Genomic DNA, 21,126 nt, shown 5'->3' on the forward strand with positions numbered 1-21,126 from the left:
GCCCGGTCAGCGCCTGCCGGCCTGCAGCGACGCCCACAGGTTCGGCTCGGCGGTGCGCCAGCCCGGGAGCTTGACCTTCTTGCGGTAGGCCTGCACCGCCTTCTCCGTCGTGGTGTCGAACAGCCCCGTACGAGGCACCGACCGGCCGAGTGCGGCGGTCAGCGAGCGCTGGAGCCGGTAGACGTACTTGCCGGTCGACCCGCGCTTGAGCACCGGCTTCGAGCCGTCGGAGAGCAGGGCCACCCACGTCCGGCGGGTGACGGTCCCGGACTGCTTGATGCCGTGCGCCTTCTGGAACCGCTTGGTCGCACGCTGCGCCTTGGCGTTGTGCACCTTGCTCTTCGTGGAGCCCTTGAAGTAGCCGCGCTGCCGCAGCAGGCACTTCACGGCCGGCGCGAGGTCGGGGCGGCGCTGGCCGGGCTTGACGGTGCGGTACTTGCTGATCTTGTGGGTCCCGCACTGCGCCTTCGGCTTGGTGGGGTTGGAGCCCTTGCCGACGTCGAGGAAGTTGCGGTCGATGTTGATCGTGACGCCGTTGTAGCGGGCGAGGGTGTTGCCGACGTACTGGTGGATGCGCTTGTGGTTGGCCCAGTACGCGTCGTCGAGGTACGGCTCGGCCTTGGTGTTGGGCTTGCCGTTGTACCAGCCGATCCAGAGGTGGTGCGGGTAGTGGTAGTTGCGAACGCCCGCCTCCTTGAGCGCGTTCATCGAGGCGATGGCCGCGGAGGCGCTCGAGTAGAGGCCGGACTTGTAGCCGTGCTGCTTCAGGCGTGCCGTCCAGCCGTCCTGGAAGCGGAGCACCGCGTTGTCGCAGGTGGCGTTGGAGATCGGGTACGCCTCGATGTCGAGGTAGAGAACGCGCTTCTTGCCGATGCCGAGCGCACGCGCCGCCGCGACGCTCTCGTTGGCGGCGGCGATGCCCTGGGCGCGGGCGGTTGTCGGGTTTGTCGACATCTTCTGCTTGTTGCCGGTGTAGCAGGGCGCCTGCATCCCGACGTGGAGCGGCATCAGGCGCCACCCGCGCTTCGCCTGGGTCGACACCCAGGCACGGGTGAGCTCCGGCTGGGCGCAGGCACGTGAGGAGCCCGAGATGTAGACGCCGACCGCCGCGAACGGCGACGAGACCCACCAGGCATCCATCTGCGCCTGGGTCGGCGCCGTGCACGCGTCGAAGCCGAACCCGGTGAAGTTGCCCGGGGCCGCGACCGCGTGGGCCGGGCTGGCGGCGAGCGCCGGGGCGAGGAGCCCGGCGGCGAGCGCGAGCGACGCGACGACCGCGGTGAGCCCTCGTCTGGATGCGTGGCGGATGCGTGCGAGATGCATGGACATGGTCCCCCGTATGGTGCCGACATGAGCCCTGAAGCGGTGCAACGACTCCATAGCATCATGCCTTCGGTCCTCTCGGATTTGAAGGACCTCGTACGCATCCCGTCCGTCGGTGCCGATCCGGCACGGGCTGCCGACGTCCGGCGCAGCGCCGACGCGGTCGCCGCGCTGCTGCGGGACGCGGGGTTCGCGGAGGTCGACGTCGTCGAGGCCGGCGGCGGTCCCGCGGTGATCGCCAACCACCCGGCCCCCGAGGGGGCCCCGACGGTCCTTCTCTATGCGCACCACGACGTCCAGCCCACCGGTGACCCCGCTGCCTGGACCTCACCGCCGTTCGAGCCGACCGAGCGTGGAGAGCGCCTGTACGGCCGGGGTGCCGCCGACGACAAGGCCGGGATCGCGGCGCACCTCGCGGCGTTTCGGGCGTACGACAGCGAGCCGCCCGTCGGCGTGACGGTCTTCGTGGAGGGCGAGGAAGAGTCGGGCTCGGCGAGCCTCGGTGCGCTGCTCGACACGTACCGCGAGCGTCTCGCCGCCGACGTCATCGTCATCGCGGACTCAAGCAACTGGGACATCGGTACGCCAGCGCTCACGACGACGCTGCGCGGTCTCGTCGACTGCGTCGTCGAGGTGGAGACGCTGAAGCACTCCGTCCACTCCGGCATGTGGGGTGGCGTCTTCCCCGATGCGCTGATGGTGCTGACGCGGCTGCTGTCCACGCTGCACGACGACTCCGGCGAGGTCGCGGTCGCCGGGCTGCACGCGACGATGGCGGCTGATGTGGAGTATCCGGCGGATCGCCTCGTCGCTGAGTCGGGCGTGCTGCCGGGGGTGGAGCAGATCGGCAAGGGCTCGGTCGTCGAGCGGCTCTGGGCCAAGCCCTCGATCGCGGTCATCGGTATCGACGCGCCGTCGATCGCGGAGTCATCAAACACGTTGGTGCCACGGGCGCGGGCGAAGGTCTCGATGCGGATCGCGCCAGGCTCGGACACCGACGCCTCCATGGACGCGCTGGTCGCCCACCTGGAGTCGCACGCGCCGTGGGGAGCGAAGGTCACGGTCACGCCCAACGACCGCGGAGACGCGTACGAGGTCGACGCGACCGGACCCGCGTACGACGCCGCGCGCGAGGCGTTCCGCGAGGCGTGGGACGGCGTTGCGCCGATCGACATGGGGGTCGGTGGGTCGATTCCGTTCATCGCGGAGTTCGCCGACCGCTATCCCGGCGCGGCGGTGCTCGTGACCGGTGTCGAGGACCCGGACACGCGGGCTCACGGCATCGACGAAGGGCTGCATCTGGGGGAGTTTGCGAGGGTTTGTCTCGCGGAGACGCTGCTGCTGAGCAAGCTCGCAGAGAGGTGAGTGCTCGGCTCAACCAGTGAGAAGATATATCTGTAACCATATATCTTCCACGAATTCGTTCTACGTTCTTCTCAACGGCTGCTGCAGAGGTGGCCGCGGAAGGAGAAGACATGAAGACGACTCCGACCCGCCGTGGTGCGGGCATGATCGCGGCCGGTGCCCTGGTCGCAGGGGCGCTCGCGGCACTCCCGGTGACCGCGGCACAGGCTGCGGAAGCGACAACGACGAACTACATCTGCAGTATCCCCGATCTCGGCTTCGGCGGGTATGACGCCAAGCTCAGCCTCAACGCCACCGCGCCGACGCAGGTCCATCAGGGGCAGCCCGTCACCGTCACGGCCGCTGACGTGACCTGGACATGGGGCAACTCCTGGAGCGACTTTGCACGCGCGCGCGCGATGCAGGTGAAGGGGGTCACGGCCAAGGTGCCGGTGCTCGTCAACGGTGTCGCGCTCGCGACCCCGGCGACGCTGAAGGTTGCGGATGCTGACATCACTGTCCCGGCCGCAGGCTCTGTGACGTGGCCGGCGAGCATCACCTTCCCGGCTATCCCCACGAGCTCGGGGAACGACGTCTCGATCGCGCTGGGCGCGGTTGACCTCTCGGCAGAGATCCTCCTGGTCCCCTTCACGGGTGGGAAGTTCATCGGCGCTGACATTGCTTGCGCACTGGACGGCGCCGTCCCGACGATCGCCACGGTCGACGTCCTCCCGCCGGCGGCGCTTGCGCCCGCCACGGCGCTGAAGGCGACAGGCAAGGCCGTCGTCGGACAGCGCATCGTCGCGAGCGGCGGCACCACCAACCCCGCCAGCAGCGTCGCGTACCAGTGGCTCGTCAACGGCAAGGCTGCCGGAGCGGGTGCCTCGTACGTCGTGAAGCCTGCTGACCTCGGCAAGACCGTGGCGGTTCGGTCGACGGCGACGAAGGTCGGCTACGTCACGCGCGTCTCGAACGTCTCCGTCGGCAAGGTCGCCGCCGGGTCGTTCGCGGTCAAGGGCAAGGTGGCCATCAAGGGCAAGGCGAAGGTCGGCAAGAAGCTGACCGCCAAGCCGGGCAAGGCCGCCGGTGTGAAGGTCTCGTACCAGTGGCTCAAGAACGGCAAGGCCATCAAGGGCGCGAAGGCCAAGAGCCTCAAGCTCAAGAAGTCGTTCAAGGGCAAGAAGATCTCGGTGAAGGTCACCTACACCAAGCCCGGCTACAAGTCGGTCGTCCAGAAGTCGAAGGCCGTCAAGGTCAAGAAGTAAGGGCCTGACGCAAGACCCGACAAAAGGACCCGACGTTTCACCCCTGATATGGGGCTGAAACGTCGGGTCCTTCTGTCGGGTCGTACGCCAGACCCGTTGACGGCCGTGGTCCCCCCTTCGGTTTGCCACGCCAACGTGGTTGCGTGCGGTTGGCGCGGCGGGCCTCCCGCGCCAACCGCGGGTTCCTGCGTTGGCGTGGCAAACCGTGGACGAGCTGGGGGCGCCACCCCCGGCCTGGAGCCGAGTCGCCAGGCTGGCCGACCGGCGCCTTGGCGGTGCAAGTCGGGATGTACGTCCAGCGGCCGTCAGATCTGGCGGCCGGTCTCCGCCCAGTACGACTTGCGCAGGTCGCGCTTGAGGATCTTGCCCGAGGGGTTGCGCGGCAGGAGCTCCACGATGTCGATCGTGCGCGGGCACTTGTAGCCGGCGAGCTGCTGGCGGGTGAACGCGATCAGCTCCTCCTCGGTCACCGACTCGCCCTCGCGGAACGCCACGACGGCCTTCACGCTCTCGCCCCACCGCTCGTCCGGCACGCCGATGACCGCGACCTCCGCCACGGCCGGGTGCCCGGTCAGGATGCGCTCGACCTCGGGGGAGTACACGTTCTCGCCGCCGGTCACGATCATGTCCTTGATCCGGTCCTCGACATAGACGTAGCCGTCGACGAACCGACCGACGTCGCCCGTACGGAACCAGCCGTCCGGCATGATCACCTCGGCCGTCGCCTCGGGCTTGTTGAGGAAGCCCTTCATCAGCTGCGGCGTACGGAACCAGAGCTCGCCCGCCTCGCCCTCCGGCACGTCCTCCAGCGAGAACGGGTCGACGACGCGGGTCTCGACGCCTGGGATCGGCACGCCCGCCGACATGAGCCGCTCCGGGTGCTCGTCGTCCAGGTGTGCCTCGGGGAGCAGGTGCGTGATGACGCCGCACACCTCCGTCAGGCCGTACACCTGCATGAACTGCGTGTCGGGCCACGCCTCCATCGCGCGCCGCAGCAGCGGCAGCGGCATCGGCGCGGCGCCGTACGTGAAGAACTTGAGCTTGCCGAACAGCGCGACCGCCTCCGGCCCGCCGGACAGTGCCATCTGCGCGACGGCGGGCACGAGGAAGGCGGAGTTCGCGCCCTTCATGATCGCCGTCGCCAGCGAGACCGGGTCGGGCTCGCGCGTCATGATGCTCGGGAACCCGTCGTGGAGCGCGAACTGCACGTACGAGGTGCCGCCGACGTGGAACAGCGGCATCGCGACGAGACTCTTGTCGCCGGGCCCGAGCGCCCATCCGTCGTGCGCGTTGATCGTGTGCGCGACCATCGCCCGATGGGTCAGCATCACGCCCTTGGGTCGTCCGGTCGTCCCCGAGCTGTACATCACGAGGCAGACGTCGTCGGGTGTGTGGTCGGGCGACGGCCCCGTTGGCTCGGTCGCCGCGAGCCACGCCTCGTACTCGTCGCCCTCGGCACCGTCCGGCGTGACCTGGATGATCTCCTCGACGTGCGGCAGCTTGTCGCGGATGAGCTCGATCGCGGGCGCGAGCTCGGTGCCGACGAACAGGACGCGTGCGCCGGAGTCGTTGATCGTGTAGTCGAGCTCGTCGCCCGCCAGGCGCCAGTTGACGATCGCCGTCGCCATCCCGCGAGATGCGGCGGCCAGCGTGATCTCGACGCACGCGGGGTGGTTCTTGTCGAGGAACCCGACGACGTCGCCGCGCCCGAGACCGAGGTCGCGCAGGCCTGCAGCGGCGCGACGCACCCGCTCGTCGAACTCCCCGTACGTCCACGCCCGGTCGCCGTACGCCATGCACTCAGCGTCGGGAGTGGCGTCCGCCCAGTAGGCGAGGCGGTCGTCGAGGAACGTGGGCGTCGGAGGGGCTGCGGTCATGGACGGACTCCTCGGTGCGGCGCGGGTGTGGCGTCGGGCAGTGGCAAGACTGTGACACGGCTCACAGGGCGAGGCAAGGGTGGTCCGGCGGAGGGGTCTCGACAGGCTCGACCGGCGGAGGGGGCTCGACCGGCGGAGGGGTCTCGACAGGCTCGACCGGCGGAGGTCCGGCGGTCGAGCCTGTCGAGACCCCACGTACGCTGGAGGACGTGCCGCTCGACCAGATCTACGCCGCCGTGAACATCCCGCAACCCGTCGTCGGGGCAGTCGCGGTGGGCATCCCCATCCTGATCATTGCGATCTTCTTCATCTTCTGGGACCGCCCGAGCCGGTGACCCGCCCCGCGAGGCGAGCGAGCGAGCGCGTCATCTGACGCTGTGTCTTCGCCCCGATGCCGCCCCGCAGCAGCAGCCAACGCTGCTTGTCCTCCGACACGTCCCACGTGGCGGTGACGATCGTCCCCGCCGGTACGACCTCGAGGTCGTACCGCCACACGCGCCCTCCGACCAGCCCGCCGAGCATCGTGGTCTGCCAGGCGATCGTCTGGTTCTGGACGTAGGCCACGACCACGTTGCGCGTCTCGTACGGCAGTCCGCGCCGCATCCTCATCCGGAACTCCGAGCCCAGTCGCAGCGGGACTTCCGCCGCCACGACCGTGACCACATCGCCCGCGCCCGACAGCGCCGGATGCTCGTACGGATCGGTCAGCACGGCGAAGATCTTGGCGGCAGAGGCGTCGATCGTGCGGACGGCTCGTAGTCGGTCTGCATCCATGGGTCCAGGGTGAAGGGGTCGCCGATGCGGCGCATTCGGGTTCGACACCTACACTTGAGGCGTGCCTCGCGGAGACGGTCGTCTGACCCACGACCTGGACCCCCACGACGTCGGCCCCCAGGATGCCTGCGGTGTCTTCGGAGTCTGGGCTCCAGGCGAAGAAGTAGCCAAACTTTCTTACTTCGGGCTCTACGCCCTCCAGCACCGCGGCCAGGAGTCGGCGGGCATCGCGGTGAGCAACGGCTCGCAGATCCTTGTCTACAAGGACATGGGCTTGGTCTCGCAGGTGTTCGATGAGGCGACGCTGGAGTCGCTGCAGGGCAGCCTCGCGATCGGCCACAACCGCTACTCGACCACCGGCGCGAGCGTCTGGCAGAACGCGCAGCCGACGTTCCGGCCCACCGTCCACGGCTCGGTCGCTGTCGCTCACAACGGCAACCTCACCAACACCGCCGAGCTCGCCGACCTCCTCGAGAAGCGCACGGCCGAGTCCGGCTCCGAGCTCGTCGGACGTGTCCGGGAGTTCGCGACGAGCGACACCGCCGTCATGGCGTCGCTGCTGGCCTCGTACGAGGACCTCTCGCTGGAGGATGCGGCGCTCGAGGTGCTCCCGCAGCTGCGCGGGGCCTTCTCGCTGGTCTTCATGGACAACGACACCCTGTACGCCGCGCGTGACCCGCAGGGCATCCGCCCGCTGGTCCTCGGCCGCCTCGAGCGCGGCTGGGTCGTCGCCTCGGAGACGGCGGCCCTCGACATCGTCGGCGCCTCGTTCATCCGCGAGATCGAGCCCGGCGAGTTCGTCGCGATCGACGCCGACGGGCTGCGTCTGCACCGCTTCGCCGAGCCCGCTCCCAAGGGCTGCGTGTTCGAGTTCGTCTATCTCGCGCGCCCCGACACCCAGATCTCCGAGCAGCGGGTCTTCTCGGTCCGCGCCGAGATCGGGCGCCGCCTCGCCGCCGAGGCGCCCGTCGAGGCCGACCTGGTGATCCCGGTCCCGGAGTCCGGCACGCCGGCCGCGATCGGCTACGCGGAGGCCTCGGGCATCCCGTTCGGCCACGGGCTCGTCAAGAACTCCTACGTCGGCCGTACGTTCATCCAGCCGAGCCAGACGCTGCGCCAGCTCGGCATCCGGCTCAAGCTCAACCCGCTGCGCGACGTGATCGCCGGCAAGCGCCTCGTGGTCGTCGACGACTCGATCGTCCGCGGCAACACCCAGCGCCAGCTCGTACGGATGCTTCGCGAGGCCGGTGCGGCGGAGGTCCACGTCCGCATCTCCAGCCCGCCGGTGAAGTGGCCGTGCTTCTACGGCATCGACTTCGCGACGCGTGCCGAGCTGATCGCCAACGGCATCTCCGTCGAGGAGATCTGCCGCTCGATCGACGCCGACTCGCTGTCGTACATCTCGCTCGAGGCTATGGTCGACGCCACCAACGTCCCCAAGGCCAACCTGTGCCGCGCGTGCTTCGACGGGGAGTATCCCGTCCCGCTGCCCGAGGGCAGCCTCGTCGGCAAGAACCTGCTCGAGCCCGAGGAGCACGCGGACGACCGCGTCTCCGTGACCATGGTCAACCCCTGAGCGGCGGAGGGTCGCACGTGACGTCGTACGCAAGCGCCGGAGTCTCTATCGAGGCCGGAGACCGGGCCGTCGAGCTGATGAAGGAGTGGGTCGAGAAGGCCCGCCGCCCCGAGGTCCTCGGCGGCATCGGCGGGTTCGCCGGGCTGTTCGACGCCTCACAGCTCAAGCGGTTCGAGCGCCCGCTCCTGGCGACCTCGGCCGACGGTGTCGGCACCAAGGTCGTGATCGCCCAGCGCATGGACGTGCACGACACGATCGGGTACGACCTCGTCGGCATGCTCGTGGACGACCTCGTCGTCTGCGGGGCGGAGCCTTTGTTCCTCACCGACTACATCGCGACCGGCAAGGTCGTGCCGGAGCGGGTCGCCGCGATCGTCAAGGGCATCGCCCAGGCGTGCGAGGAGGCCGGCTGCGCGCTGCTCGGTGGCGAGACGGCGGAGCACCCCGGCCTGCTCGGGCCTGACGAGTACGACATCGCAGGATCCACGACCGGTGTGGTCGAGGCCGAGTCGCTGCTCGGCGCCCACAAGGTCGAGGCGGGTGACGTCGTGATCGCGATGGCGTCGTCCGGGCTGCACTCCAACGGCTACTCGCTGGTGCGCAAGGTGTTCTTCGACGTCGCCGGCTGGGATCTCGAGCGCGAGGTGCCCGAGCTCAGCTCCACGCTGGGCGAGGCTCTGCTGACGCCCACGCGGCTCTACGCCAAGCCGTGCCTCGAGCTGGCAGCCCGTACGGATGTCCACGCGATGTCGCACATCACGGGCGGCGGGTTTGCTGCCAACCTCGCGAGGGTCCTCCCGGAGCACCTGTCGGTCCGGGTGGAGCGTTCGACGTGGGCGCCGGGTCCCGTGTTCGGTCTTGTGGGCGAGCTCGGGTCGGTCAGTCGTGCGGATCTGGAGCAGACGCTCAACATGGGAGTCGGCATGGTCGCCCTCGTCGGTGCCGCCGATGCTGAGCGTGCCGTCGAGGTCCTGAGCGCCCAGGGAGTGGACGCGTGGCCGTGCGGCGAGGTGCTTGATAGTGCAGGCGGAGAGGTCGAGCTGGTCGGTGACTACCGCGTAGTGTGATCTATGTCACATACCTGACGGCGCCCCGGAGTCCCCGGAGGCAAGCCGCCGGGTCGGTTCGCGCATCATTGGGGCGAACAGGTAGCCTTACCCCTACGAGAAACCACATTCCGAGACTTCGCGAGGGGGTCGGACCCTATGGGGCGCGGCCGTGCAAAAGCCAAGCAGACGAAGGTTGCACGCAACCTGAAGTATCAGACGCTCGACACCGACTTCGACCAGTTGCAGCGCGAGCTCCATGGTGAGCCCGACGGCCAGGTCGAAGAGCCGGACCCCGAGCTTCTCGAGAAGTACGCCGACTTCGCCGAAAGCGAAACAGGCCCCCCGAACTGACATTCGTTGACGCAGCCCGCCGGGAATCCCCGCGGGCTGCGTCACGTGTGGGGCGGGCGATCTCCCCGGAGATCAGGCGCGCGACCAGGACGACCACAGCGTGGCGTACTGGCCGCCGAACGCGAGCAGTTCCTCGTGCGTGCCCTCCTCGGCGACCTTGCCGTGGTCGAGGACGACGATCCGGTCGGCGGTGACGGCCTGGCTCAGGCGATGGGCGACGACGAGCGACGTACGCCCGCGCAGGACCTCCGCCGCTGCGTCGTCGAGCTGACGCGCGCCGGATGATCCGGCTTCGGCGGTGGCCTCGTCGAGCACGACCACGGGGCGGTCGGCGAGGAGGACACGGGCCAGAGCGATCTGCTGTGCCTGGGCGGGCGTGAGGGCGTGCCCGTGCGCCCCGACAACCGTGTCGAGGCCGTCCGGAAGCGCCGCGACCCACCCGTTCGCGCGCGTACGCTCCAGCACGTCCTGGACCGCGTCGGGGGCAGCCTCCGGGGCCGCGAGCGTGAGGTTGTCACGCACCGTGCCGGCAAAGACGTGGACCTGCTGCGTGACGAGTGCGACGCGGGCTCGGACGTCCTGCGCGCCCATGTCGTCGTACGAGGTCCCGTCGAGCGTGCGGCTGCCGCGGGAGGGGACGAGGTGCCCTGCTGCGATCAGCGCGAGCGTGCTCTTGCCCGCACCGGTGGCGCCCACGAGGGCGACCTTCTCGCCGGGTGCGACGTGCAGGGAGACGTCGTGGAGGATCTCGTCGCCCTCGCCGTACTGGTGGTGGATCGCCGCCAGGTCGAGGGCGGGACGCGTGGCTGTCGCCGGCGGGCTCGCGGCGTCGCTCGCGGGGAGCAGCGCCAGCCCGGCCAGTCGCGCCAACGAGGCCCCTGCCGCCTGCACCTGGTCGAACGTCGCGAGCAGCCCGCCGATCGGGTTGAACAGCCGGTGGAAGAAGAGCGCGGCCGTGGTCGCCGCGCCGACCGTCGCGAGGTCGCCTCGTACGAGGAGGAAGCCCGTCCCGAGCACCATGAGCAGGCCGATGAGCTCAGCCCTGTTGCTCCGCGCGAAGAACCGGGTGAGCAGGTGGAAGACGTCGATCGCCACGGTTGCCGCCTGCCACGACCGGTTCTCGATCTGTCCTCGCCAGGCATCCTCGTACCGCAGGGCGCGGAGGGTCGAGGCACTCTGCAGGCCGGTCAGCAGCGCCTCTGCCCGCTCGCCCTCGGCGACCCGCTCTGCGCGGTAACGGGGCCCGGAGTGGGGGAGGTACCAGCGAAGCCCCAGCGCATAGACCGGGATCGCGCACAGGCCGGCAAGCCCGAGCCGCCAGTCGAGGGCGGACAGGCCGACGGCGGTGAACCCGATGGCGACGAGTGCATCGATCGTCATCGGGACGCCCTCGTCGAGCGAGGTGCTGACCGTACGGACGTCGTCGCCGACGCGTGCGAGCACGTCACCGCGCCCGGCCTCTTCCAGACGGTCGGGCTCGAGGTCGAGGGCGCGCGCGACGACCTCTTCGCGCAGCCGAGCGAGCGCGGGGATGACGGCATGGCCGAGCGCCGCGATGGCGACCCCGGCGGACAGGCCTGCGCCGAGCCCGGCGGCGGCGATCACGGCGGCACCGCGCAGGACGGTCGTACGGTCGCCGTCGCCGTCGCTGATCACGTCGACGAGGTCGCCGAGCACCCACGGGGCGACCAGGCCTAGTGCGCCTGCGAGCGCAAACGCGGCCGCGGAGGTGATCAGCGGTCCGCGCCGCTGGCGCAGCAGCGCCCAGGCAAGACGCGTCGTGTCGCGGCGGGAGGCGATGGGGAGGATGCGGCGGGTCATCGCAGCACCAGCTCTCGGTAGTCGGGCCGGTCGAGCAGGTCGGCGTGCCGCCCGGAGGCGACCGTACGACCGTCGATCACGACCACCACCCGGTCTGCGCCGGCGAGCAGTGCGGGGCTGCTGGTGAAGACCACCGTCGCGCGCGGGGACCCTTGGTGGTGCCGGCGTGCAAAGAGCCGCGCGGCGATCTCCTGCTCGGTGACGGCGTCGACCGCGGACGTCGGGTCCTGGAGCACGAGGATCGGTGCGTCAGCCGCGAGCGCCCGCGCGAGGGCGAGGCGCTGACGCTGGCCGCCCGAGAGCGCGCCGTCGACGCGGACCGGCCGCGCGAGGCCAGCCGGATGGGTGGCGACGAGGTCGTCGGCGGCGACCGTCTCGAGGAGCGAGCGGACGGCGGCGTCGTCGAGCGCTTCGTGCGGGTCGACGTTGGAGGCGACCGTGCCGTCGAACAGGTCGACCTGGTGCCGGGCCGTCAGCAGCACCTCGCGGCGCGCGTCGACGTCGAGCGCGGTCAGCGGCGTACCGCCGAGAAGGACGGCTCCCGACTCAGGCTCGGCCTCGGCGGCGAGCAGGTCGACGAGCGCGTCGGAGGCCGCCGGGTCGTCGACCACGACGCCGACGAGCTCGCCGGGCTCCGCGCGCAGGTCCACGTGGCGCAGCCTGCCTCCGCCCACCTCGGTGAGCTCGAGGACGTACGGCATCTCGGCAGAGGGTGACCCGGTGCCCGGCGGGACGAGGCGGGGGGTCGCGAGGAAGGCGGCGACGCGCTTCGCCGAGGCGTACGAGGTCGCGAACTGCGCGCCGATGTGCGCGACGAGCTCGACGGGCTCGGCGAGGAACTGCGTGAGACCGACGATCGCGATGAACTGCCCCAGCGTCAGCTCGCCGTCGAGCGCGCGCAGCCCGGCGACGAGCGCGACGGCTGCCAGCAGCACGCCGCTGAGGGCCTTGGTGATGGCGCCCATCGCGCCCCAGCCTCGTACCGTCCCCACGGCCGCACGCTCGGCGCCACGGCTCGACCGGCGGTAGCGCTCGCTCGCCGCGCGCTCCGCACCGATGCCCTTCAGCGGGCGGATGCCCTGGACGAGGTCGGTCGCCATGCCGGAGGCCTCGGCGACGGCCTGCTGCTCGGTGCTGAAGCGGCGGGCGAGGAACGGGCTGATCAGCTGCGAGAGCCCGACGGCGGTCGGCACCCCCACGAGGACGACGACGCCGAGGACGACGTCGATCGAGAGCAGGTACGCCGCGGCCGCGATGAGGACGACCGTCGAGCTCACCGTGAAGCCGATCCAGCGGACGACCAGCGTGGCCGCCTGAGCGTCGCCGGTCGCGATCGACAGCGTCTCGCCCGGCAGCATCCCCGTACGGGCTCCGCGCGGGTGCAAGACGTGCGCGGCGACCTCCATGCGCAGGGCGTGCTCCTCGCGCTGGACGACGTTGAAGGCGATCCGGGCGCCAAAGCGGTAGGAGTAGCTGAGCGTGCCCATCAGCAGGCACAGGCCGGCTGCGCCGACGACGAAGGCGGTGGTGTCGCTGGGCGCGATCGCGCGGTCGATGATGACACCGATCAGGATCGGCACGAGCGCCTCGCTGAGCTGCCACACGCACAGCAGGGCGAACGAGGCGCTGAGGCGACCGGTGTTGCGGCGCACCATGCGCCGTACGATCCCGCCGCCGGTCAGCGGCCTGCCCTCAGCCATGGAGTGTGGGGATGACCGTCGGGAGGCGGTCGACCGGGTCGGGGAAGACGTGGGCCGAGAGCCCGAACGCCTTCGCGAGGAGGCCTGGCTCGATGACCTCGGCGGGAGTGCCCTGCGTGACCACGTGCCCGTTGTCGATGACGACGAGGTGGTCGCTGTAGCGGGCGGCGAGGTTGAGGTCGTGGAGCACGACGACGATCGTGCGGCCGGTATCGCGGCGCAGCCGGACGACGAGGTCCATCACCTCGACCGCGTGCGCGAGGTCGAGGTGGGTGGTCGGCTCGTCGAGGAGGAGCAGCTCGGTGTCCTGGGCGAGTGCCATGGCGATCCACGCGCGCTGGCGCTGGCCGCCCGACAGCTCGTCGAGGGCGGAGTCGGCAAGCTCCTCCACGCCGGTCGCCGCCATGGCGTCGGCGACGATCCGCTCGTCCTCGGCCGACCACTGGCGATACCAGGGCTGGTACGGCTGCCGCCCGCGCGCGACCAGGTCGCCGACGCTCATGCCCTCGGGCGCGACCGGGCTCTGGGGGAGGACAGCCATCGTCCGGGCGACCTCGCGCGGCTTGATCGAGGACAGCGGCTCCCCGTCGAGGAGCACCTGGCCCTTGTGCGGGCGCAGCAGGCCCGCGAGCGTGCGCAGGAGCGTGGACTTGCCACAGCCGTTGGGCCCGATCACGGTCGTGACCTGACCTGCCGGGATGTCGAGCGTGATCCCGTGCAAGATGTCGCGACCGCCGTAGCCGGCGACCACGCCCTCGGCGCGGAGCGGACTAGACACTGGTTCTCCGTACGTAGCGGATGAGCAGGAACATCAGAGCAGGCGCGCCGATCACCGCGGTGACGACCCCCACCGGGAGCTCGACGGGGAGCCGCTGCGCCGTCTGGTCGGACACCAGCACCACCGCGGCGCCGACCAGGCCGGCGGCCAGCGGCGTCGGACCCGCCGTGCCGAACAGGCGCAGAGCAGCCTGCGGCGCGACGAACGCCACGAACCCGATAGGACCGGCGACCGCGGTCGCTGCCGAGACCGACACGACGGCGAGCGCGACCGCGTATGCCTCCGCGCGTGCCGGTCGGGTCCCCAACGACGCGGCCACGTCGCGGCCCAGGCGAAGGGCGCCGAGGTCGCGCGACAGGACCACGCTGCACGCGGCGGCCAGCACGACGACGGGCAGCAGCAGCCACAGGTCCGCGGTGCGCACCCCCGACAACGACCCGGTCAGCCATCGCGTCGCGACCGCCGCGCTCTCCAGGTCGGCACGCATGAGGCCCCACGAGACCAGCGCCAGGGCGATCGCGTTCACGCCCAGTCCCACCAGAACCAGGCGCATCCCGTCGAAGCCGCCCCGCCAAGCCAGGCCCACGATCGCTGCCGTCGTCAGCAGGCCGCCCGCGATCGCGGCCGGAGCGACGAGCGAGACCGTGGCGGTGCCCGTGATCGTCTCGACGAGCCACGGTTGCGTGATGACGAGGACGGCCGCGGCGCTCGCGCCCGCCGTCACGCCGAGCAGGTCGGGCGTCGCGATCGGGTTGCGTGTCACGGTCTGGGTGAGCGCGCCGCTCAGGCCGAGGACGAACCCGACGAGCACGGCCACCACCGCCCGTACGAGACGGCGGTCGATCACGACCAGCTCGTCCACCCGCGACCCCTCGCCGAGCAGCGTCGCCCACACTCGCGAGGCGGGTAGGTCGAGCGTGCCGGTGAACACCGCGAACAAGGTCGTCCCCACCAGCACGGCGACGACGCCCACGCCCCACAGCGCGGCCCGGCGGCGTACGAGCATGCCGAACGGGCCGAACCGGACGCCCGCCCGCGCGCTCACAACGCGGTCCTGACGCGCGCTCACAGCGCGACCAGCCTTCGGCGCCGTGTGATCGCGATCAACAACGGAGCCCCGACCACCACGACCACCACACCTGCCTGGAGCTCGCCGGGCGGCGCGGCGACGCGCCCGAACGTGTCGGCCGCCGTGAGGACGACGGCGCCGATCAGCGCCGCGTACGGCACGAGCCAGCGGTAGTCGTGCCCGCTCAGCACCCGCGCGACGTGCGGCGCGACGAGGCCCACGAACGCGATCGGACCACACACCGCGGTCGCCGCGCCCGCCAGCATCGTCACGCCGGCGATCCCGACCACGCGCGCCCGGCGTACCCGCGTCCCCAGCGCCTGGGCGACGTCCTCACCCAGCGCGAGGGCGTTGAGCGAGAACGCGTTCGCGGTGGCCAGCACGAACCCGACGCACGCGATCGCGAGCAGCGGCACCGCGAGGTCGAGGTCACGGTTCGAGACCGCGCCGACCTCCCAGAACCGCAGGACGTCCAGCGTCTGACGGTCGAGCAGGATCAGCGCCGAGGTGAGGGCGGACAGCAGCGCCGCCATCGTCGTACCAAGGACGGCGAGCATCACCATCGCGCCTCGGCGCAGGCTGCCCAGGCCGAGAAGGAAGACCACCGCCGACACCGTCCCCGCGCCGACCAGCGCAGCGACGACCGTCGCTCCCCTCGCCTCGACGCCGAAGACGAAGACCAGCACCGCGACGCCGAACGTGGCCCCGGCGTTGACTCCGAACAGCCCCGGCTCGGCGAGCGGGTTGCGGGTGTGGCCCTGCATGAGCGCTCCGGCGACACCCAGCGCCGCCCCCGCGACGAGCGCGAGCACCGTACGGGGAAGCCGCTGGGAGGTGATCACCGTCGCATTGTCGGAGTCGACGTCGCTGAACAGTGCGCCCAGCACCTCGCCGAAGCCGATGGTCCTGCTCCCGACCGCGAGGCTGACGACGGCGGCCACGACCGTCGCGGCTAGCAGGGCGACGGCCAGTGCCGTGTGGCGTCCGGCTGGCGACCCGGGAGATGGCGTCCTCACTGGCTTAGGTTAGCCTCACCAATCATCGAATGATGCGACCGGGTGCGAAGCCGGTCGAGGACGAGGAGTGACATGCGACCCAGAAGCTCTCTCAAGACGGTGGCCGCGCTGCTGGCCGCCTCGGCGCTGGCCGTCTCCGGCTGTGGCGGGGGCGACGACGAGGCTGCCGCCGGCGAGGGCGAGACCCGGACGGTCGAGTCGTCCTTCACGGGCGAGAAGATCGAGATCCCGACCGAGCCGAAGCGCGTCGTCGCGCTCTGGCGGACCGGCGCGATGCTCACCGAGCTCGGTGTGAAGCCCGTCGGTCAGCTCGAGGCCGAGCTGATGGCCGAGGAGATCCCGGCCGAGCAGTTCGCGGAGGTGAAGGACACCCCGGTCATCGGCAGCTGGGAGGGCATCGACGTCGAGAAGGTCATCGAGGCCGACCCCGACCTCATCATCGGGATGGACAACGGCGGCCTCGGGATCGACTACGAGGCGATCTCGGAGGTCGCGCCGACCGTGATCCTCAAGATCGCCGAGCCGACCGACGTGTGGGACAACTACCCGGTTGTCGCCGACCTGGTCGGCAAGACGACGGACTTCGAGGAGCGGGACAAGGCGCTGAACGAGAGGCTCGCCACGATCAAGGACCAGTACGGTGACGCGCTGGCCGATGCGAGCGCCACGTCGCTCGGCTACTCCGAGTCCGTCCTCTACGTCGACACGAGCAAGTCGCTCACGTACCGCCGCCTCGAAGCGGCCGGCTTCGGCTACAACCCGACCTACACCGACAACCCCGAGCGCTACTCGGCCGAGCTCGCGACGGAGAACCTGCCGAGCCTGAACACGAGCAACGTGCTGCTCTACGACACGGGGCTCGGGGGTGAGGTCTCTGCGGAGAACGAGAAGCTCCTCGCGATGCCGTCCTGGAAGCGTCTCCCCGCCGCTGCGGCCGGGCACGCGTACCCGCTGACCTCCGGCACGATCTACACGTTCGAGGCGGCCGACCGGCAGGCAGCCGACATCGCGAAGGTGGCTGAGGCGTATGCCGCGGCGCAGTGACGCGGTGGCGCTCGAGGGGCCGGTGCTCGAGGACGTCGAGCACCCCATCGGGGCGCGCGAGCTCGAGGTGCTGCGGCGCGAGCAGCTCACGCCCCGCATGGTGCGGCTGGTGCTCGGGGGCGACTTCGCCGGCACGAGCTGGGAGGCGAGGACGCCCGACGAGCACGTGAAGCTCGTCTTCCCCGACCCCGACACCGGCGTGACGCGCCACCCGGTCCCCGACGGCGACCATCTCGACTGGCCCCGGCCCTTCCCGCCCACGCGGGAGTACACGGTGCGCCGGTACGACGCGGAGGCTGGCGAGGTCTGGATGGACTTCGTCGTCCACCCTGGCGGACTCGCGTCGGACTGGGCGCAGTCGGTCGAGCCGGGGGACCGGCTGTGGGTCGCCGGGCCGCGCTGCGGCCACGCGACGCCCGACGCGTTCACGTACCGCGTGATCCTCGCCGACCACACCGCCCTGCCCGCGGTCGCACGGATGCTCGAGGAGCTGCCCGGGGGCGTCCGTGTGCGTGTCGCGGTGCTCGTCCCGGATGCCGCTGAGCAGCAGGAGCTTGCCGTACGCGACGGGGTCGAGGTCACCTGGCTCCACGAGGACGACGGCACGGGCGCGGACGGCTTCGGTCCGTTCCTCGCTGCGCTCGACCTGCCCGCGGACGAGCCGTGGACGCTGTGGGCCGGCGGTGAGGCCGGGCTGCTCAAGCCCGTACGCCGGTGGGCCAAGGGGCACGGCCTCGTCAACGGCGCGACGGCCGACATCTCCGGCTACTGGAAGCAGGGTCGGAGCAACGCGGTCACGACGCGCCGGATGATCACGCACCGCCTGAAGCACGCGCTGCACCTCGACGACGACTGAGCGCCCGGCCCTCTGGCCTCCGGTTTGCGGGGTCGTCGGGGTCAGGGCAGCAGGATGCCGCGCAGCCGGGAGACCTCACGCATGCGCTGCTCGGCGATGCGGTCGGCCGCCGTCGAGGGCGCGATGCCCTCGTCCTTGGCGCGGTGCAGCACGTCGAGCGTGGTCGCGTGGATCCGGGTCGCACGCGCCTTCGCCCGCTCGAACGAGAATCCCTCGAGCTCGTCGGCGACCTGGATCAGCCCGCCTGCGTTGACGCAGTAGTCGGGCGCGTACACGACCCCCCGGTCGGCCAGCAGGTCCTCGGTGCCGGCGTGCGCCAGCTGGTTGTTGGCGCCGCCGCACACGATGCGCGCAGTCAGCACGGACACCGTCTCGTCGTCGAGCGCACCGCCGAGCGCGCACGGCGCGTACACGTCGAGCGGCTCGCGGACCAGCGCGGCCGTGTCGGCGACGGCGCGCACGCTCGGGTGAGCGGTGCGCACGCTCTCGATGGCCGCAGAGTTGACGTCGGTCACCACGACGTCGGCGCCGTCGGCCACCAGGTGCTCCACGAGGTGTCGCCCGACCTTGCCGACACCGGCGACACCGACCGTACGGCCCGCAAGCGAGGGGCTGTCCCAGACGAACTCGGCGCAGGCCCGCATGCCCTGGAACACGCCGTACGCGGTGAGCACCGACGAGTCGCCGGCACCGCCGTGCGCGGTCGTCCGCCCCGTCACGTACGACGTCTCGCGCGCGATCACGTCCATGTCCTCGGGGAACGTCCCGACGTCGCACGCCGTGTAGTAGCGACCGTGCAGCGACTCCACGAACCGCCCGTACGCCCGCAGCCTCGCCTCGGACTTGTCGCGCTGCGGGTCACCGATGATGACGGCCTTGCCGCCGCCGAGATCGAGCCCCGCCAGCGACGCCTTGTAGGCCATGGCGCGAGAGAGGGCGAGCACGTCGGCGAGGGCGGCGCTCTCGCTCGCGTAGGGATAGAAGCGGGTCCCGCCGAGCCCCGGGCCGAGCGCCGTGGACCACACGGCGACGATCGCCTTCAACCCGCTCTGCTCGTCCTGGCAGAACACCACCTGCTCATGGCCGCTGCCGAACGGAGACACCTGCAGACCGCTCACGCCCCACCTCCACATTCCTCGTCGATCACACCGCGTCGTGTGTCCACTCTAGGAGTGCCCGTCCGGATGCGGTGGCGTGACAGGGGTGGTACGAATTCTGCGACGTTCGGTTACATCTCGGTACGTATTCGCCGTGCCCTCTCGGTTCCAAAGGGCGGGTTTGGCATCATTCAAACCATGGATTCGCACTCCCCCGATGCGGAACGCCTTCTTACGCCGTCCGAGGTCGCCAAGATGTTCCGAGTTGTGCCCAAAACCGTCACGCGGTGGGCCCAAGCAGGCAAGATCAGCTCGATCCGGACTCTCGGCGGCCACCGTCGATTCCGCGAGGCGGAGGTCCGTCGCCTCCTTGAGGAGGGATTCGGCCCAGAGGACGAGAGCCGCGCGAGCTGAGCAAGCACCTTCTAGGCTGAGCGAGCCGGGCGAGGGGTCGGGGGACCTCGAGGCCAGGCAGAGTCAGAGGAGATGCGTGATGGCTGACGACAGACTTACGCGACGGATCGTGATCGCGTGCGTCGTACTCGGTGCTGCGACCGGCGGGCGCTCGACGCTCGGGCCGGTGGTCGCGCGCATGTCGACCGGCAATCGGTCGACATGGTCGCGTGCTGCTGCCCTCAGCGGCGTCGCGGCGGAGCTGGTCGGCGACAAGCTGCCGCGCACGCCGAGCCGCCTGAAGGCCGCCCCGTTGGCGGGTCGCGTCGCGTCGGGCGCCTTGACGGGCTCGCTGCTTGCTGGGAGCGGAGGCGTGAGTCGTCTCGTGCCCGCTGCAGTCGGTGCGGGTGCTGCGCTGGCCGGCTCGTACGCGGGCGCGGCGTGGCGAGGTGCCTGGGCACGCACGGGCCGTCCCGACCTTCCTGCAGCGCTCGCCGAGGATGCCGTCGCGGTGGGGCTGGCCTACGCCGGCTACCGCGCGCTGCGTCGTTGAGGCCTGCGGGCACGGGCCCTGGGTAGTCGCCGTACGTACGGCGGGCCGGCGACTGTGTGCCGAAACGACGATTCCCCGGCCGTGGGCCGGGGAATCGTGGTGGTGGCCAGGGCCGGGGTCGAACCGGCGACCTTCCGCTTTTCAGGCGGACGCTCGTACCAACTGAGCTACCTGGCCGTCTGCCTCGTCAAGACTCTCGCCTCAAGAAGCAGCCCGGGAGCACCCGGGCGAGCCTTACTATACAAGGCGCGCCCGGGGCGGGAGAAACCGGTTCGGGTCAGGCGACGGTGATGACCCGCGACTCGTCGAGGCGGGGGAGTCGATCCATGTACGCGTCCTCGGCGGGGTGGCCGATGTTGACCACGACGAGGGTCTTCTGGGCGGTTCCGCCGAAGAACTCCGCGTCGATGCCGGCGGCGTCGAAGCCGGTCATCGGTCCCGCGTACAGGCCGGCGGCGCGCAGACCCACGATGAAGTAGCCGATCTGGAGGCCTGCGTTGAGCGTGGCCATCGAGGCGCGGCCGTCGACGTTGCCGTGGAGCATGTCGCGGATGCCCGGCGCGTGAGGGAACACCTCGGGGAGGTTCTCGTGGAAGTCGACGTCGCTGGAGAGGATCGCGACGAGCGGTGCGGCGCCGGTCTTGGCGCGGTTGCCGTCGTTCATGTGCGGCAGGAGGCGCTGGCGCGCCTCGTCACTGGCCACGAGGGTGATGCGCAGCGGCTGGCTGTTCATCGCGGTCGGGCCGTACTTCACGAGGTCGTAGACGGCGCGGATCTCGTCAGCGGTCACGGGCTCGTCGGTGAAGGCGTTCGCGGTCCTGGCCTCACGGAACAGGAGGTCCTGTGCGGCGGCGGGCAGCGTCAACTCGGGGAGTGTTGCGGTCATGGTTGTTGAAACGGCAATCATTAAAGGTGTGTTCCGCAACGACCTGTGGGAAGGGTCACCGTGGAACGACGAAGGTCCGAGCCGGATGGCTCGGACCTTCGTGGATGGCGACCCTGACGAGACTCGAACTCGCGACCTCCGCCGTGACAGGGCGGCGCGCTAACCAACTGCGCTACAGGGCCAGATCTTCAGTTGTCACCGCTCAGCGGTGCGAGCACCACTTTAGCGGACGCCCCAAGCGGCTCCAAAACGGGGGGTCCCCTTTGAGTGGTGGTACCCCCTACGGGATTCGAACCCGCGCTACCGCCTTGAAAGGGCGGCGTCCTAGGCCGCTAGACGAAGGGGGCGCCCCGC

At 70.6% G+C, this 21,126-nt stretch carries 20 protein-coding genes, 3 tRNA genes and 1 pseudogene; 10 read left to right on the forward strand and 14 right to left on the reverse strand.

Annotation, left to right across the window (positions count from 1 at the left end; translation table 11 throughout):
* Positions 1–6 precede the first annotated feature (6 nt).
* Positions 7–1,329: a glycoside hydrolase domain-containing protein gene (locus tag H4N58_RS02125; RefSeq protein ID WP_167249216.1), complete on the reverse strand. Its 1,323-nt coding sequence runs from the start codon at positions 1,327–1,329 to the stop codon at positions 7–9.
* Positions 1,330–1,350: 21 nt separating this feature from the next.
* On the opposite strand from H4N58_RS02125, the gene H4N58_RS02130 reads away from it, so the two are divergent.
* Together H4N58_RS02130 and H4N58_RS02135 are read left to right on the forward strand one after the other, a co-directional pair.
* On the forward strand, positions 1,351–2,688 hold the full coding sequence (locus tag H4N58_RS02130) for a dipeptidase (protein ID WP_167249214.1): 1,338 nt from the start codon (positions 1,351–1,353) through the stop codon (positions 2,686–2,688).
* A 110-nt stretch (positions 2,689–2,798) separates the two neighbouring features.
* Complete coding sequence (locus H4N58_RS02135) at positions 2,799–3,932, forward strand: hypothetical protein (RefSeq protein ID WP_167249212.1); 1,134 nt, start codon at positions 2,799–2,801, stop codon at positions 3,930–3,932.
* Positions 3,933–4,237: 305 nt separating this feature from the next.
* Here the strand turns inward: H4N58_RS02135 and H4N58_RS02140 are convergent, their stop codons facing one another.
* On the reverse strand, positions 4,238–5,809 hold the full coding sequence (locus H4N58_RS02140; RefSeq protein WP_167249210.1) for a long-chain-fatty-acid--CoA ligase: 1,572 nt from the start codon (positions 5,807–5,809) through the stop codon (positions 4,238–4,240).
* 209 nt (positions 5,810–6,018) lie between these two features.
* Here H4N58_RS02140 and H4N58_RS20495 point away from each other — a divergent pair, with 209 nt between their 5' ends.
* On the forward strand, positions 6,019–6,144 hold the full coding sequence (locus tag H4N58_RS20495) for a hypothetical protein (protein ID WP_255490689.1): 126 nt from the start codon (positions 6,019–6,021) through the stop codon (positions 6,142–6,144).
* Here H4N58_RS20495 and H4N58_RS02145 read toward each other — a convergent pair.
* Positions 6,116–6,583: an SRPBCC family protein gene (locus H4N58_RS02145; protein ID WP_167001338.1), complete on the reverse strand. Its 468-nt coding sequence runs from the start codon at positions 6,581–6,583 to the stop codon at positions 6,116–6,118. The two genes, H4N58_RS20495 and H4N58_RS02145, sit on opposite strands and share 29 nt — an antisense overlap.
* A 61-nt stretch (positions 6,584–6,644) precedes the next feature.
* On the opposite strand from H4N58_RS02145, the gene purF reads away from it, so the two are divergent.
* From purF to H4N58_RS02160, 3 genes are all read left to right on the forward strand, one after another.
* Positions 6,645–8,159 (forward strand): amidophosphoribosyltransferase, encoded by a 1,515-nt coding sequence (purF, locus tag H4N58_RS02150; RefSeq protein WP_167001339.1) that lies wholly within the window; start codon positions 6,645–6,647, stop codon positions 8,157–8,159.
* Positions 8,160–8,176: 17 nt separating this feature from the next.
* On the forward strand, positions 8,177–9,226 hold the full coding sequence (gene purM / locus H4N58_RS02155) for a phosphoribosylformylglycinamidine cyclo-ligase (RefSeq protein WP_208322240.1): 1,050 nt from the start codon (positions 8,177–8,179) through the stop codon (positions 9,224–9,226).
* Positions 9,227–9,364: 138 nt separating this feature from the next.
* A complete protein-coding gene (locus H4N58_RS02160; RefSeq protein WP_167001340.1) occupies positions 9,365–9,559 on the forward strand; it encodes a DUF3073 domain-containing protein in 195 nt (64 codons plus the stop codon).
* A 72-nt stretch (positions 9,560–9,631) separates the two neighbouring features.
* Here H4N58_RS02160 and H4N58_RS02165 read toward each other — a convergent pair whose 3' ends face one another.
* The 6 genes and pseudogenes from H4N58_RS02165 to H4N58_RS02185 form a co-directional block, all read right to left on the reverse strand.
* Positions 9,632–11,380, reverse strand: coding sequence for an ABC transporter ATP-binding protein (locus tag H4N58_RS02165; protein ID WP_167001341.1), 1,749 nt, complete (start codon positions 11,378–11,380; stop codon positions 9,632–9,634).
* Entirely contained in the window at positions 11,377–12,081 is a 705-nt protein-coding gene (locus H4N58_RS20855; protein WP_370465464.1) for an ATP-binding cassette domain-containing protein, read from the reverse strand. Before H4N58_RS20855 ends, H4N58_RS02165 begins: the two co-directional genes overlap by 4 nt.
* A gap of 141 nt (positions 12,082–12,222) precedes the next feature.
* Positions 12,223–13,080, reverse strand: a pseudogene (locus H4N58_RS20860) (ABC transporter transmembrane domain-containing protein); the annotation flags it as partial.
* Complete coding sequence (locus H4N58_RS02175; RefSeq protein WP_167001343.1) at positions 13,073–13,858, reverse strand: ABC transporter ATP-binding protein; 786 nt, start codon at positions 13,856–13,858, stop codon at positions 13,073–13,075. The pseudogene H4N58_RS20860 and the gene H4N58_RS02175, both read right to left, overlap by 8 nt.
* The gene (locus tag H4N58_RS02180; protein WP_208322241.1) at positions 13,851–14,903 is read right to left on the reverse strand and encodes an iron chelate uptake ABC transporter family permease subunit; all 1,053 of its coding nucleotides are present in this window, start codon (positions 14,901–14,903) and stop codon (positions 13,851–13,853) included. The genes H4N58_RS02175 and H4N58_RS02180 overlap by 8 nt, the downstream gene beginning before the upstream one ends.
* 20 nt (positions 14,904–14,923) lie before the next feature.
* Positions 14,924–15,943 (reverse strand): iron ABC transporter permease, encoded by a 1,020-nt coding sequence (locus tag H4N58_RS02185; RefSeq protein ID WP_243845033.1) that lies wholly within the window; start codon positions 15,941–15,943, stop codon positions 14,924–14,926.
* Between the two features lie 72 nt (positions 15,944–16,015).
* Between H4N58_RS02185 and H4N58_RS02190 the strand changes: the two genes are divergently transcribed.
* The gene (locus tag H4N58_RS02190) at positions 16,016–16,987 is read left to right on the forward strand and encodes an ABC transporter substrate-binding protein (protein WP_167249206.1); all 972 of its coding nucleotides are present in this window, start codon (positions 16,016–16,018) and stop codon (positions 16,985–16,987) included.
* Positions 16,971–17,843 carry a siderophore-interacting protein gene (locus H4N58_RS02195; RefSeq protein WP_167249204.1) on the forward strand — a complete coding sequence of 291 codons (873 nt, stop codon included), beginning with the start codon at positions 16,971–16,973 and terminating at the stop codon, positions 17,841–17,843. The genes H4N58_RS02190 and H4N58_RS02195 overlap by 17 nt, the downstream gene beginning before the upstream one ends.
* Positions 17,844–17,884: 41 nt before the next feature.
* On the opposite strand, the gene H4N58_RS02200 is transcribed toward H4N58_RS02195, so the two are convergent.
* Entirely contained in the window at positions 17,885–18,961 is a 1,077-nt protein-coding gene (locus H4N58_RS02200; protein ID WP_243845032.1) for a Glu/Leu/Phe/Val dehydrogenase, read from the reverse strand.
* 177 nt (positions 18,962–19,138) lie between these two features.
* On the opposite strand from H4N58_RS02200, the gene H4N58_RS02205 reads away from it, so the two are divergent.
* Together H4N58_RS02205 and H4N58_RS02210 are read left to right on the forward strand one after the other, a co-directional pair.
* Positions 19,139–19,354, forward strand: a complete 216-nt coding sequence (locus H4N58_RS02205; RefSeq protein ID WP_167001347.1) for a BldC family transcriptional regulator — start codon at positions 19,139–19,141, stop codon at positions 19,352–19,354.
* A gap of 79 nt (positions 19,355–19,433) precedes the next feature.
* Positions 19,434–19,886 carry a hypothetical protein gene (locus tag H4N58_RS02210; protein ID WP_167001348.1) on the forward strand — a complete coding sequence of 151 codons (453 nt, stop codon included), beginning with the start codon at positions 19,434–19,436 and terminating at the stop codon, positions 19,884–19,886.
* A gap of 100 nt (positions 19,887–19,986) precedes the next feature.
* On the opposite strand, the gene H4N58_RS02215 is transcribed toward H4N58_RS02210, so the two are convergent.
* The 4 genes from H4N58_RS02215 to H4N58_RS02230 form a co-directional block, all read right to left on the reverse strand.
* Positions 19,987–20,063 (reverse strand) — tRNA-Phe (locus tag H4N58_RS02215).
* A 100-nt stretch (positions 20,064–20,163) separates the two neighbouring features.
* A complete protein-coding gene (locus H4N58_RS02220) occupies positions 20,164–20,772 on the reverse strand; it encodes a malonic semialdehyde reductase (RefSeq protein ID WP_167249200.1) in 609 nt (202 codons plus the stop codon).
* A 105-nt stretch (positions 20,773–20,877) separates the two neighbouring features.
* A tRNA-Asp gene (locus H4N58_RS02225) sits at positions 20,878–20,954 on the reverse strand.
* 89 nt (positions 20,955–21,043) lie between these two features.
* Positions 21,044–21,119: transfer RNA gene (locus H4N58_RS02230), tRNA-Glu, on the reverse strand.
* Between the last annotated feature and the right edge of the window lie 7 nt (positions 21,120–21,126).

It is taken from the genome of Mumia sp. ZJ1417 (assembly GCF_014127285.1).
Classification (GTDB): Bacteria; Actinomycetota; Actinomycetes; order Propionibacteriales; family Nocardioidaceae; genus Mumia.

Excerpts from the sequence above, each read along its gene's own strand:
- H4N58_RS02125 (WP_167249216.1), bottom strand. The coding sequence starts at position 1,329 with ATGTCCATGCATCTCGCACGCATCCGCCACGCATCCAGACGAGGGCTC.
- H4N58_RS02130 (WP_167249214.1), top strand. The coding sequence starts at position 1,351 with ATGAGCCCTGAAGCGGTGCAACGACTCCATAGCATCATGCCTTCGGTC.
- H4N58_RS02135 (WP_167249212.1), top strand. The coding sequence starts at position 2,799 with ATGAAGACGACTCCGACCCGCCGTGGTGCGGGCATGATCGCGGCCGGT.
- H4N58_RS02140 (WP_167249210.1), bottom strand. The coding sequence starts at position 5,809 with ATGACCGCAGCCCCTCCGACGCCCACGTTCCTCGACGACCGCCTCGCC.
- H4N58_RS02145 (WP_167001338.1), bottom strand. The coding sequence starts at position 6,583 with ATGGATGCAGACCGACTACGAGCCGTCCGCACGATCGACGCCTCTGCC.
- H4N58_RS02160 (WP_167001340.1), top strand. The coding sequence starts at position 9,365 with ATGGGGCGCGGCCGTGCAAAAGCCAAGCAGACGAAGGTTGCACGCAAC.
- H4N58_RS02165 (WP_167001341.1), bottom strand. The coding sequence starts at position 11,380 with ATGACCCGCCGCATCCTCCCCATCGCCTCCCGCCGCGACACGACGCGT.
- H4N58_RS20855 (WP_370465464.1), bottom strand. The coding sequence starts at position 12,081 with ATGCCGTACGTCCTCGAGCTCACCGAGGTGGGCGGAGGCAGGCTGCGC.
- H4N58_RS02190 (WP_167249206.1), top strand. The coding sequence starts at position 16,016 with ATGCGACCCAGAAGCTCTCTCAAGACGGTGGCCGCGCTGCTGGCCGCC.
- H4N58_RS02195 (WP_167249204.1), top strand. The coding sequence starts at position 16,971 with ATGCCGCGGCGCAGTGACGCGGTGGCGCTCGAGGGGCCGGTGCTCGAG.
- H4N58_RS02205 (WP_167001347.1), top strand. The coding sequence starts at position 19,139 with ATGGATTCGCACTCCCCCGATGCGGAACGCCTTCTTACGCCGTCCGAG.
- H4N58_RS02210 (WP_167001348.1), top strand. The coding sequence starts at position 19,434 with ATGGCTGACGACAGACTTACGCGACGGATCGTGATCGCGTGCGTCGTA.
- H4N58_RS02220 (WP_167249200.1), bottom strand. The coding sequence starts at position 20,772 with ATGACCGCAACACTCCCCGAGTTGACGCTGCCCGCCGCCGCACAGGAC.